At 42.7% G+C, this 13,527-nt stretch carries 11 protein-coding genes; 2 read left to right on the plus strand and 9 right to left on the minus strand.

Annotation, left to right across the window (positions count from 1 at the left end):
* Nucleotides 1–818: 818 nt before the first annotated feature.
* The gene (locus tag HOP08_05855) at nt 819–2,663 is read left to right on the plus strand and encodes a DUF262 domain-containing protein (protein ID NOT74434.1); all 1,845 of its coding nucleotides are present in this window, start codon (nt 819–821) and stop codon (nt 2,661–2,663) included.
* Between the two features lie 192 nt (nt 2,664–2,855).
* On the opposite strand, the gene HOP08_05860 is transcribed toward HOP08_05855, so the two are convergent.
* A complete protein-coding gene (locus HOP08_05860) occupies nt 2,856–3,455 on the minus strand; it encodes a hypothetical protein (GenBank protein NOT74435.1) in 600 nt (199 codons plus the stop codon).
* A 205-nt stretch (nt 3,456–3,660) separates the two neighbouring features.
* Between HOP08_05860 and HOP08_05865 the strand changes: the two genes are divergently transcribed.
* Nucleotides 3,661–6,870 (plus strand): PAS domain S-box protein, encoded by a 3,210-nt coding sequence (locus HOP08_05865; GenBank protein ID NOT74436.1) that lies wholly within the window; start codon nt 3,661–3,663, stop codon nt 6,868–6,870.
* A 7-nt stretch (nt 6,871–6,877) separates the two neighbouring features.
* Here HOP08_05865 and HOP08_05870 read toward each other — a convergent pair whose 3' ends face one another.
* The 8 genes from HOP08_05870 to pyrC form a co-directional block, all read right to left on the minus strand.
* Entirely contained in the window at nt 6,878–7,312 is a 435-nt protein-coding gene (locus tag HOP08_05870) for a response regulator (GenBank protein ID NOT74437.1), read from the minus strand.
* 33 nt (nt 7,313–7,345) lie between these two features.
* Nucleotides 7,346–8,662: a hypothetical protein gene (locus HOP08_05875; GenBank protein ID NOT74438.1), complete on the minus strand. Its 1,317-nt coding sequence runs from the start codon at nt 8,660–8,662 to the stop codon at nt 7,346–7,348.
* A 209-nt stretch (nt 8,663–8,871) separates the two neighbouring features.
* Entirely contained in the window at nt 8,872–9,570 is a 699-nt protein-coding gene (locus tag HOP08_05880; GenBank protein ID NOT74439.1) for a response regulator transcription factor, read from the minus strand.
* Between the two features lie 39 nt (nt 9,571–9,609).
* On the minus strand, nt 9,610–10,632 hold the full coding sequence (locus tag HOP08_05885; protein ID NOT74440.1) for a glycosyltransferase family 2 protein: 1,023 nt from the start codon (nt 10,630–10,632) through the stop codon (nt 9,610–9,612).
* Between the two features lie 4 nt (nt 10,633–10,636).
* On the minus strand, nt 10,637–11,155 hold the full coding sequence (locus HOP08_05890) for a DUF4199 domain-containing protein (protein ID NOT74441.1): 519 nt from the start codon (nt 11,153–11,155) through the stop codon (nt 10,637–10,639).
* Nucleotides 11,156–11,157: 2 nt separating this feature from the next.
* Nucleotides 11,158–11,715, minus strand: a complete 558-nt coding sequence (locus HOP08_05895; GenBank protein NOT74442.1) for a DUF4199 domain-containing protein — start codon at nt 11,713–11,715, stop codon at nt 11,158–11,160.
* A gap of 2 nt (nt 11,716–11,717) precedes the next feature.
* Nucleotides 11,718–12,260, minus strand: coding sequence for a DUF4199 domain-containing protein (locus HOP08_05900; GenBank protein NOT74443.1), 543 nt, complete (start codon nt 12,258–12,260; stop codon nt 11,718–11,720).
* Complete coding sequence (gene pyrC, locus HOP08_05905; protein ID NOT74444.1) at nt 12,250–13,515, minus strand: dihydroorotase; 1,266 nt, start codon at nt 13,513–13,515, stop codon at nt 12,250–12,252. The genes HOP08_05900 and pyrC overlap by 11 nt, the downstream gene beginning before the upstream one ends.
* Between the last annotated feature and the right edge of the window lie 12 nt (nt 13,516–13,527).

The raw sequence follows: 13,527 nt of genomic DNA on the forward strand, positions 1-13,527 counted from the left end.
CACAGGCATTGCGAAGGCGGAACTATCATTAAAACTCTTACGTATTAAGCCAGCATGTCAAAACCTTGAAAAAACCAGGATTTGGCACTTCCCGGGTCTAAAGCTCGCCTACCCTTATCGAGACCTTATGGAGACCTTACCGAGACCTTATGGAGACCTTACCGGGACTTTTTACCTATAACTCCCGGATAACCTACCTATTTCCCCCCTATTCACTACGGATGTTCCCCCATGTCTTGTCCTTGTCTCGGCACTGTCATATCGGTGTAAGGAGCATGTAATTCCAGTTGAGCTTCGGATGATAGGCCAATGGAATATTCAAGTGATGGCTTGTTACTTTTTTAATTTCTCTATGATTTAACCACCACGGTAGTTTTTCCGTAATTAAACAGCGTGAATAAAAATCACGATTTACCCCTTTCCTGGTCTGTAACTATACTACCCTTACTCAGACCTTAGTCATCAGACCTTAGTCAGACCTTAGTCAGACTTTTTACCTATTACTCCCGAATATGATACCGATCTCTCCCCTATTACCCACGAATGTTCTCCCTTGTCGTGTGCTTGTCTCTGCGCTGTCACATCGGTGTCGAGAGCCTGTAACTTCGGTTGAGTTTCGGATGATCATCCTCAGAATCACATGAACATCATCTAAAGGATCCTATAGTAAATTTAAAGATTTCTATAGGGGGATGGTTTAGGATTTGGGGAATATAAATGTTAACCTTTGTAAATCATTTATTTCCTCTTGCATTACCAAAATATTATAACGAAAGGATTGATCCAATACCCTTAATAATTTATAAGCAAATACAACAATGGACATAGCACCAGACACACAAAACGTTGACCGAGTATTTTCTAACACAACATACTACATTGACTTTTATCAAAGAGATTATAAATGGACTGATGAACCGGTGTTGAGGCTTATGGATGACATATTCTTCAAGTTTAATCAAGAGTATGAGATAAACCGACCTTTAGACCCTTCAAGAGAAATCATTACCGCTAAGTATCCTTGGTACTATTTAAATACATATGTAACAAACACAATTGAGGGCAAAGTATACGTTGTTGACGGACAACAAAGATTAACAACCTTGACTCTGATTTTAATAAACCTATTACATCTCTCAAAGGAGCAAAAATCTAAAACCGAAAAATGGATTGAGGGTAAGATCGCAGGTTATTCAGGAGTAGAATTTTCGTTTTGGATGAACCACGAACGTCACAAACAAATTCTAACAGATCTATTTGAGAATATTAAGGAATTCAAAGACATGGACACCTCGACAGGTGTGACAGCATTGAACATTCTAAATAACTATCAAACAATAAGAAAATGGCTATCATTACAGTTAAGTGATAAGCATAAATTCGAGACATTTGTTTATTATTTCCTATACAGACTTGTTCTAATAAATCTTTCAGTTGAGCAGACAAATGTACCAATGGTCTTTGAAGTTATTAACGACAGGGGAGTAAGACTAAAACCTTATGAAATATTAAAAGGAAAACTTCTGGGACAAATAGACAAAATTGAGTTAGACAAGAAAGACTTCAACGGAATTTGGGAGAAAAAGGTAAAAGCAATCAACAAATTTAGGGAAGACGAAATCGATACATTTTTTAGATATTACCTAAAATCAAAATACGCCACAAATAGAAAAGACGCGGCAAGATTTGATGGCGACTATCACCGAGAGATGTTCACTGTTGACATGAACGAGAATCTTAAGCTTAAGCATAATCCATTAGAAGTAAAGACTTTCTTAGAGAATACATTCACATACTATACAAATCTCTACATAAAAATACTTGATGCTTATTATAATCAACGAGAACAGTTTCAATGCGTGTTTTACAATAAACTCAATGAAATGGATGGTCAATATCTATTAATACTATCCTCATGCAAGCTAAATGATTCGCAAGAAAATGAAAAGATTGACTTAGTTTCCAAAGAACTTGATCGACTCTTTTCCTTGCTCCAACTTCAAAATGCTTATGACAGCAATGACTTTAGTGATGTTCTGTACAAAATTGCAGTCGAAATTAGAAACTGCGAAATGATTGAAATTCGTCCCATATTTGATAAATTTCTCTTAGAGGAATTGGCTTCAAGTAGAAATTTAGATGCCACGCAGACACTGCAATACCCGTATTTTAAAAACACTGGAATAAACTTAAAACCACGCTTCAAGAGATACTTCTTTGCGCGTATAGATTTGTTTTTTGCTGACAATTTGAATCTTGGTATGAAGCATCCAATTGAGGACTTAGTGTCAAAAACTGGGGCAAAAACTGGATTTCATATTGAGCACATTTTATCTTACAATCCAGAGAATTTAAGTTTATTCAACAATGATGAAGACATATTTGAGCAAGAGAGAAACAGACTTGGTGGAATACTTCTTTTAAAGGGTAAAGACAATATTTCTAGCAATAATGAGACGTATTCGGACAAGTTAAAAACTTACGCGAATACTCTGTATTGGAATGAAACGTTAAGGACCGACACATACAAATCTAAGTTGGACATGACTGATCTTAAAAAGAAACACAGTTTAGAACTAGAAGCCATGGACTCTTTTGGACCGGCTGAGTTAGAACAACGACAAAAGCTGTTATTTGAGATTTCAAAAACAATTTGGAGTTGACAAGGAGTTCTTCGGTCAGAAAAATTTATAACTATGATTAAGAACAGCAAGCTAAACCGATTATAAAGAGGCACAACAGAAGGTAGATTAAGTAAAAATCCCAAAATTTGTAAGTGGAGTAAGTTCGAACTTCTTTCAAAGCTTACTACCAACTTGTAGCTAATCGCGCAAACGATAAAATATTTGATGCCTTTATTTTTTTCGTCGCCGACTATAATATAGTTTGTATCCTAACGAGTCGACTCCTTCAAGCAAATTGTAATTTCGTATAGTTAGCGTCTCTTTTGAATGGATAGGTTCAAATGGTATCCCTTCTTTGTCCCACGAAACCAACTTCTTATTTAAATTGAAATTGATGTTTTGAAGGGAAAATACGAGTTTGTCTTCGACATAGTACAAATTTCCTTCTTTGACCTCACAAAATTCAACTTGGGTTTTGTTGCCTTTTTCAAATTCCAAAACCCATTCACCATTTATAAATGTGTGAATATCGAACTTATCTGACTTGAGAAAGTTTCCAAATTTAAACTCAACGATTCCAAAGAGAAATAACCACGTTATCAAGCTAAATGTCGTAAAGGCGATAAGCAAGATCGATAGCATACTGATTGTCAGCGTTACTTTGGTATTAGTCAGGTAGTCTACAGTGACAGTATAAAGTTGATGGAACGGAATTTGTTGGAACAAAGCATATAGAGTTGTTCCAACACTTGCGAGTATTGCAACTATTATTGCCGAAAACACCTTACTCCAAACTGGATCAGTCCAGTTCTTCTTTATCCACTGTTTCATTGAGGAATGGTGACTTAGAAAAGGAAGTTGAAGATAGTATTAATTCCGGAATGAATAAACGGGCTCATACCGTGCCGAGGTGTTGCTGTAAGAAGTTCTGATTCAGGGTTTCGTTGTATTTTAATTCTCGCTCCAATTAAATCTTTTCGTCAACTTCCCTTTTTCACTCACACAACAATTCCCCTCCAATCCCCTATCTTTAACTATGGCAAATCTCCGCCTCAGATCTCTCCTCTTTGCTGCTGTGGTGGTGGGCATCATTATCGTTACTCACTTTATCCTCGACAACTACCTGCCGGAATTCTGGCTCGTTACTTTTTTAATTCTCTCCATCCTCGCCGCATTCCTCTTCATCGTTCTGCCCATAATCAATCCCGTGGAGATGCTCAAGAAGGAAATCCAGCAGCGGGAAGAGAAGGTGAAAACGCTCGCCGAAGGGATCAGCGCTCTCCAGAACAAAGCACTCGCCAATGAAAAGAAATACCGCGAGCGCGTTGAAGATGCCGTCGATGCCATCTACGAGATCGATGCCACCGGCTTCTATATCTATGTCAATCCCGGATCAGAGAAACTTACAGGATACAGTCAACCCGAACTTCTCAAGATGCAGTCCAGCTACCTCATCACCGATGAGTATAAAAACTCCGTAGCCGACTTCTACAAAAACCAGATCATCAACAAAATTGAAAAGACGTACCATGAGTTTCCCATCCGCACCAAATCAGGAAAGAGGGTATGGGTAGGTCAAACCACACGGATGATCTTTGCCGGTGGTAAAGTAGAAAAAGTGCACAACGTCGCCCGTGATATCAGCGAGATCCATGAGTCGCGGGAGAAGCTTGAGAAAAGTGAAACACGCTTCAAGCTCATGGCAGAGAATTCGTCCGTGGGGATTCACGAAATGAATGCACAGGCGGAAGTCGTCTACATGAACAAGCAATGGAGCGAGATCAGCGGCGTTCCGGAGTTCTCCACCAATGAACAACGAATGAATGCCATTCATAAAGAAGATCTCGAGCGGACAATGCAGGCCTGGGGCAAAGCTTTCAAAGAGAAGAAAAAGATATCGCTTGAATTCAGATTCATTCATCCTGTGCGCGGGATCGTATGGGTCATCAGCACCACCTCTCCCATCTTCGATGACAAAGGTGACCTGCAGGGATTCATCGGCACACTCACCGATATCACCGAAACCAAAGAGACCTATCTGAAGCTTGCCAAGAGCGAAGAGACCTATCGCCTCATTTCCAGCAATGCCAAAGATCTTATTACACTATACAAGAATGATGACAATGCCACCCGCACGTTCATCTCTCCTTCCGCAAAGAATATTCTTGGCTATGAACCGGAAGAGCTGATCGGGAAATCTCCTTTTGATATTATCCTTCCTGAAGATGCCGAACGCATGAAGCAATCCACACACGTGGAGACACTCAAAGGGAAGTCTGCCAACATGGAGTACCGGGTGAGAAGAAAAGACGGCACCATCATCTGGATGGAAACCAATTCCAATCCGTACTTCAATGACAAAGGTGAGATGATCGGCTTCCAGACTTCCGCCCGCGAGATCACCAGAAGAAAGGAGATCGAGCTCAAGCTGGAAGAACGCGAACGGATCTACCGCCTTCTTTCTGAAAACACCCACGACCTCATCGCCATCCATGATGCAGAAGGCCGCTATACATTTGTTTCTTCTTCTTTTAAATCGGTGCTGGGTTATGAATTACAAGAACTCATAGGTTTATCGGCATACGAGATCATTCATCCCGGGGATCATGAGCGGTTGCGGGAACAGGCTCACCAGCCCGCACTCCAAGGCACGAGCTTGAGCGGCGTTGAATATCGCATCCGGAAAAAAGATCAAACCTATATCTGGGTAGAGACTTATACTCAGCCGATCGTTGATGAGAACAACATCGTGACGTCCATTCAAACTTCCTCACGGGATGTTTCGCAAAGGAAATCCTATGAGCTTGCACTCAAACAGGCGATCACAAAAGCAGAGGAAGCCAGCAACGCAAAATCACAGTTCCTCTCCATGATGAGTCATGAGATACGGACTCCGATGAATGCCGTGATCGGGCTTACCAACTTCATGATCGAAGACAATCCACCTGATCATCATCTTGAAAACTTAAAGCTGTTAAGGTACTCGGGTGAAAACCTGTTGTCGATCATCAACGACATTCTTGACTTTAACAAGATCGAGGCCGGCAAGATCGACCTGGAAGAGATACCTTTTGACCTGGTGGAGCTTCTGGAGAATCTCATCAAGATGATGCAGTCGAAAGCAAGTGCCAAGCAACTCTCCCTGCTTCTGCAGATGAATTATGATCTTCCGAAATATGTCAAGGGAGATCCGGTCCGCATCAACCAGGTTCTGGTGAATCTTCTCGGCAATGCTATAAAATTCACTCACGAAGGTTCTGTTGAGCTTCAGATCAGTCTTGAAGGCAAATCAGGAGATCTTAATAAAATACTTTTCGCCGTGAGCGATACCGGCATCGGAATTGAATCCGACAAGCAGGAAATTATTTTTGAGAACTTCTCACAGGCCAACAAAGCCATTACAAGAAAGTTCGGCGGCACGGGACTGGGACTTGCCATCAGCAAAAAGCTTGTGAACCTGATGGGCGGAGAACTGAAAGTTGAAAGTCAGTCGGGCAAAGGCTCTGTCTTCTACTTCAGTCTGGAGCTAAAGAGCTCAGCAGAAATTCCCAGATCAAGAGTTACACCGCATGTGCCTGTTGCCACGAAAACCGACGTCATCAAAGTGCTGGTGGTGGAAGACAACCCGGTGAATCAGGTGGTGGTTAATAATTATCTGAGTAAATGGGGACTGACGGCAGAGTTTGCAAACAATGGAAAGGAAGCATTGCAAAAACTTTCGGCCAGGACTTATCAGTTAGTACTGATGGATCTGCAGATGCCGGAGATGGATGGCTATGAGGCAACGCGAAGGATACGGGCAAATGATGATTCTTATTTTAAGGAAATCCCCATCATTGCCTTAACGGCTTCCGCGATGACGGATCATCTTGAGGATATTAAGAAGGCTGGCTTTGATGAGGTGGTCACCAAACCTTTCAAGCCGGCAGAGCTTCATGAGAAGATCTTCAGCAAGCTGCCACAGACCTCTTCTTTTTCAATGAATACCATTCAGGATGATGATGTTAAAAGCAGGAATTTAAAGAAGCTGATGGCCGATAACCTCCGTGAGGTGATCAGGGCCATTGAAGAAGATGATCTTGAATCCTTTCAAAGCAGGATTCATAAATCAAAGACCACCCTGGCGTTGATCAATAACAAAGAATTATCTGACCTTATTGAAAAGACAGATAATTCTTTCTCAGAATCCAACAAAAAGGCACTCATTTCGATCTGTCAGAAACAGATCAGTACATTGAACGCCTGATCTATTACTAACCGGTATAATTCGGATTTCCTTCGTTCAGCATCATCCAGTACAATCCAAGCTGTCCGACAGATTCAAGAAACTTATCGAATTCAACCGGCTTGCGGATATAGCTGTTACATCCAAGGTTATAACCTTTCACGATGTCCTGCTGTTCCACGGAAGTGGTGAGGATAATGATGGGCAGACCTTGCGTTAATTTATTTGCGCGAAGGGCTTGCAGCACCTCAAGGCCATCCATCTTGGGAAGCTTGAGGTCCAGCAGAATAAGACACGGCATCAAAGGAGGTTTTTCTTCTGTTCCGAAGACAAGCTCCAGCGCTTCAATACCGTCCTTGGCACGAACGATCTCATTCAACATGTTTTTCTTTTTGAAGGCACGGTACAGCAATACTGCATCATCGTCGCTGTCTTCAACTAAAAGGATTTTTCCGCTATTCATATTATTATAATTCTGAGTAGATAATTTTATTTATTAAATCGAAAAGAAGAATGTAGCACCTTCATTGATACGGGCATCAGCCCATACATTACCTCCGTGCTTCAGGATAATTCTCTTCACAGTGGCAAGGCCAATTCCTGATCCATCAAACTCTCCCACGTGCAGGCGCTGGAATGCTCCAAACAATTTATCGGCAAACTTCATATCAAATCCCGCTCCGTTGTCACGGATGAAGTAGATGTTCTCGTTGGCAATTTTTCCAAACTGGATCATCGGCTGACTAACCTTAGAGCTGTACTTGATGGCATTGTCGACCAGATTTTCGATTGCAATTTTCAAAAGCTTGCTGTCGGCGTGCGCTTCAATTCCTTCTTCAATATCAAATGATGCTTTTATTGATGGAGTTCTGAGGATCTGATCCGACACTACTTCCTGCACCATCGCTGACAGATCGATCTTTTTGATCATTACCTGGTCCTGGGAGATCTTTGACAATTTCAACATGTCGTCGATCAGTTCACCCATGCGTGAGCTTGCGGCACAAATTCTTTTCAGGTGATCCTTACCCTCTACGTCCAGCTTGTCGGCATAATCTTCCATCAGCACCTGGCTGAATCCGTGGATGCTTCTCAAAGGAGATCTCAGGTCGTGTGAAACAGAATAGCTGAACGCCATCAGCTCTGCATTGGTTGCTGAAAGGTGATCAGATGTTTTCTTACGCTCGATCATCTCCACTCCCAATTGCTCATTCACCTGTACAAGAGCTTTTGTTCTTTCCTTGATCTGACGTTCCAGGAATGCCGGTGTCTGAAGATCCAGAACGTGAGGAATAACTTTCACCATTGCCACCACTGTAACTACAGACACTACTGCCGTGATAAATCTCAGCAATGCACTGAGCTTGTATGCCGGCCACCAGAAGATGGCAGCATCCATCAGGTGAGTAAGTCCACAGGCAAGGATGAAGACAATGAATAATATGAATACAGTTTTGAAAGGGATATCAGCAATACCTTTTTTAAAGAGAAAGAAACCAAGGATTAAAGGGATAGCGAAATAGGACATCCAGATAAAAAGATCAGAAAGGATATAGATCCATCCATGAAGAGGAGTCCACACACCGCAATTCCAACGGTCGGGCCAGAGGCTTGTATCAAACAATGATGAGAAGAAGCTATTGGCCTGGAGACCGATGCTCATGTTTGACACTGATGCTGTTGTCAGATGTGACGGAACATCGCATTTACCCGACTGGCAGGTAGTAACTTCTATGTCGTTGATCGACGTTTCTGCATTGACCCCCACTGAGCATGCAACCACTAAAACTATCAAGGCGAATAATCTGACCATGTTGTGCGTGTTTGTGTTGTTGATGGCTCAAACTTAGGACGGCCAGACAGGCGGGCGGGGAAAACTCGATGGTTGAGGGAATTTTACCGATGGAAAATGGGTGGGGAACGATGAGGCAGATCGTGGTTTAAATGGGTAAAAGGCAATATATACCCCTAATCGTCGATTTCAGACCTGACAGGGCATGTGGATGAAGGCGGTATTCCGACTTACAGAAGGTTGATCTTTTTCAGCAGGTTTTCCCTGAAATTGGGACTCACAGGGATCACCTTATTTCCGATCTGGAGATTATTGGGGTCGATGTTTTCAATGCGCTTTACATTGATGATGTACGATCGATGAACCCTTACAAATCTGTCGGGGGGAACTTTGCTTTCAATCGCTTTCAGGGTAGAAAGGACCATCAATACCTTCTGGACGGTATGGATCTTTACATAGTCACCGAATGCCTCGATGAATAGAATATCGTCGATAAGGATATTGTGGAGCAATGAGTCAGACTTGACAAAGAAATTCCAGGGATCGCTGTCGCCTGTTCTTTGATCGATCTTATGAAGGCCATTCACTGCTTTGAGGAATCTTGAATAGTCGGTGATGGGTTTCATTAAAAAATCATGGACCTCATAATCAAAAGCCTGAAGGGCATATTCCTTCTTGGCGGTCATGATGATGATGGCGGGAGTATAGTCGAGCAGGGAGATCATCTCGAAGCCGTTCAACTGCGGCATTTCGATATCAAGGAAGATCACATCTACCGGATGCTCGCGCAGGTAATGGGTTGCCTCGATAGGATTGGTAAAAGAACTTTCAAGCTTTAACGATGGAGTTTGAGCGATCAGCTTCTCCACTACATGCAGGGAAACCTGATCGTCGTCGACTACAACACAGGAAATTATTCCGGTTGACATACATTATCACTGGCCTTAAGTCCAGCTTAGTAAAAAGAATTATTTAGAAGTCTCGCTTTGGCTGGTGGGCACTCTGAAGCCAGATACAGTTGGCCATTGTTCCATGCCAGTCTTTTCTATTACAAGATAATCCTTTTTGGAGATTGATTGACGGGCGATCAATTCAGCAATAAAGCCTGTTAAAAACAGCTGCGTACCCAGAATCAACGCTACCAGTGCCAGATAAAAGATCGGCTGTTCGGCAACGTCACGTTTGAGGGGGATCTTTGATATAAAGACAGAATCAAATTTATCCCACAGGATCTTAACAGTAAAGAAAGCTCCGATGAGGAAAGATACTGATCCCCAGAAGCCAAAGAAGTGCATGGGTCGTTTTGCAAATCTTCCAATGAACGTTATGGATAGCAGATCGAGGAAGCCGCGCATAAAGCGTTCGAGTCCAAACTTGCTGTGACCGTATTTACGTTCATGATGCTCAACAACTTTTTCACCGATCTTCTTAAAGCCTGCCCACTTGGCGAGGACCGGAATGTAACGGTGCATTTCACCGTAGACGGTTATGTTCTTCACCACGACATTGCTGTAAGCCTTGAGTCCACAGTTGAAGTCGTGAAGGTTGATGCCGGATATCTTCCGGGTAATGAAATTGAAGAACTTGGATGGGATTGTTTTTCCGATCGGGTCATGACGTTTCTTTTTCCATCCTGATACCAGTTGAAAGCCATCCTGCTTGATCATTTTATAGAGCGCAGGTATTTCATCGGGACTATCCTGAAGATCGGAATCCATGGTGATGACCACATCTCCATAGGCAACTTTGAAGGCAGTGTGAAGTGCGGCAGATTTACCGAAGTTCCGGTTGAAGCGGATCCCTTTGAAAGAGGAATTGGTCCTGCTTGCTTTCTTTATCTGTTCCCAGGTGCCGTCTTCACTACCATCATCTACAAAGATGACTTCATAAGAAAAGCCATGCGACTCCATCACACGGCTTATCCACTGACTCAATTCAGGTATTGATTCTTCTTCGTCTTTAGCAGGAATGATGACCGATATATCCAAGATAATTTCAATTAAACTCGCTGGCTGCGCTTCTCTTCTGAGTAAAGATGGAAACCAGCAGTGAGATGACGACCCCACCAATCAAACCTCCGATGCCTGCAAACACCCAGAACAATTTCTTTGTCCACGTCTGAGCCATTTCAATGGTCTCATCGGGAGTACCTTTTTCCTGCATCTGAAAAAGCTGATCATCCAGAAACATTGTCATGGGGGCATAATCAACATAAGTCACATAGAGGTAAGGAATTAAAGTTGAAATGGTGGTCGAAACCAGGACCATCCAGAATCCTATTTCAAATCCTTCACCAAAGGACATGAATCCATCACCGGAGTCTTTGAATTTTTTATGAGCCAGCACCATCAATACAATGGTGACAACGGTACCGATGAAGCGGGCATTCCCGAAAGGGTTATTTCCCAGGAAATGCAGGACAAAAAATATAACAACAGAAGCGATGCCGGAATATAATCCGAACATCGCTCCTATAGATCTTTTACTAACAGTTACCTGTGTTGGTTCTTCCATTCTTACATTTCTTCAACAGGCTCATTTCTCTTTACAAAGATGGCTGAGATCAATGCCATGACTGCTGAGAAGATAGTGATGTACACAAAGCCCAATGCCTGTCCCGCAGGAGTGAATTGTCCTTTTGTACGTTCTTCTGCTTTTGCAAGCTCTGCATCAATACTATCGGCAGGAGCACCGAAGTTCTCCATCATAGCGCGTGTATTTTCCATGGTCGCTTCCATAAGCTTTTGTGGAAGCTCTGTATCGATCACATTATACAACAGGAAGTTCCAGATGGTTGCTATCAGACCTGAAAAAGCGAGGAGGATAAATCCATGCTGAAAAGCTTTTCCATAGGGAAGAAAACGACCCTGAGTTCCTCTGTAATCAATGCCTGCATAGATCGTTACTCCCAGATAGATTGCCAGGAATAATAAGAGAAATTTCAGCTGAACCATGAGAGTATAATCAATCACATAAAGCATGATTGAAAGGAATATGCTGATACCTCCACAAATGGCACCCCATTTAATGGCATGCTTCAGGAGGGTGGTGGGTTGTTCGGTAGTTTCTTCCATTCTTATTGGGGTTTTGGTTGACGTCTTAAAATTACAGAGATTATTACGCTTATAAAAAAGCCCATGACAAAGCTTTGCCACACATAAAGGCTGGCTAAATCGCCGATGGTTGTCTTGGGAAGTGCGTTTAAACTGCGATCAAGGGTTTCTTTTCCGATTTGTTCTACCCGATCGGCAGGTAATTCCCTGATCTGCTTTGTGAATTCTGTCACATAATCCGCCAGAAACTGGGGTTGAATAGTGCCGAAGATGACAATTCCGAGCGCTGCAATCAATGCTGCAAACGCCACAAACAACATGCTTGTACCCATCCCCTGCCACATATAAAGTATACCACCATTATAATAGTCTCTTACTTCTTTCAAAGAGAAGAAGATCAGCAGTGCAAATAAAGGAACACGAAAATCGAGATAGGGATTGATGAGAAAAGGACTTCTTCCCATATAAAAGAATGTCACCAGGAAAATAATGCACAACACGCCGGCAATCGCTCCGTAGCGTGCCGACACTTTCACCATGGGAGAGCTAATGATCTTACTGAACATCTAACCAGTTCTTGGAGTTATTGAATACGGCAATCACTTTGCCTTTTACTTTCTTTCCGTACCATGGAGAGTTTTTGGATTTCGAGAAATTGGTTTTTGCATCCAACGTCCATTCGCATGCCGGGTCAAACAGTGTAAGGTTGGCCTTCTGATCCACATCAATCACCGGAACTTCAATTCCCAGCAACGCTCTTGGTGCTGTTGTTACTTTCTCTATCAGGTCTGCCCAGGCAACCGATTCAGACAATGACTCAAGATTCGAACCGAATGTCTGAAGGTTGGTGATTCCGAAATCCGCATGATCAAATTCAAGATCCTTGCTCTCATCATCCTGTGGAAGGTGACCGGAGCAAAGCACGTCGATAGTTCCGTCGTTCAATCCTTTTATCAATGCATCTTTATCAGCTTTTTCACGCAGTGGAGGATTCACTTTATAATAAGTGTCAAAATCTTCCAGCATACCATCATCCATCAACGGCTGATAAGACGTGATATCACAGCTTACCGACAAGCCTTTCTTCTTTGCGGAACGAACCAGGTCAATACTCTTCGCGGTAGACAATCTTGAAAAGTGAACTCTGCCTCCTGCATATTGCAATAGCTCGATGTTTCTGCTCAGTGGAAGCTCCTCTGCAATGCGGGGCATTCCTTTTAATCCAAGGCGTGTGCTGTTAAGTCCTTCGTGCATCTGACCAAACAGGTTGAGCCAGATATCTTCCGGGTGATCGATCAGCAATCCGTTGAACTTCTGTAAGTATTGAAGAGACTTCATGAAAATATCCGTATGCCAGATCGACTTCAATCCATCAGTAAATGCGATGGCTCCTGCTTCATGGAGGTCGATCATTTCGGTGAGCTCTTCTCCTTTGTTATTACGTGTGACAGAAGCTAAAGCATGGATCTGCACCAGTCGTGAGTCATTACTGTTCGTCAGGTAGCTAACGTCATTCTTTGTCTGAATGGGAGGTGTTGTATTGGGAAGCACCGCCACTTCTGTAAATCCACCGGCAGCGGCGGCCTTCATCAGTGAATTGATATCTTCTCTTTGTTCGCAGCCGGGATCTCCAACATATGCACCGAGGTCAAACCAGCCGATGGACAGGATCATGTTCTTCGCATCGATGACTTTGTCGGCTGAAAAATTCTTGTCGCCGATCTCTGTGATACGACCGTTCTGAATCAGAACATTTTTTTTCTTTTTATGGAATGGGGAATTTGAATCGAGGATGGTGGTAGATTGGATCAGTATTTTCATTCCAGGGTTCTA

The sequence above is a fragment of the Cyclobacteriaceae bacterium genome, assembly GCA_013141055.1.
GTDB lineage: Bacteria > Bacteroidota > Bacteroidia > Cytophagales > Cyclobacteriaceae > ELB16-189.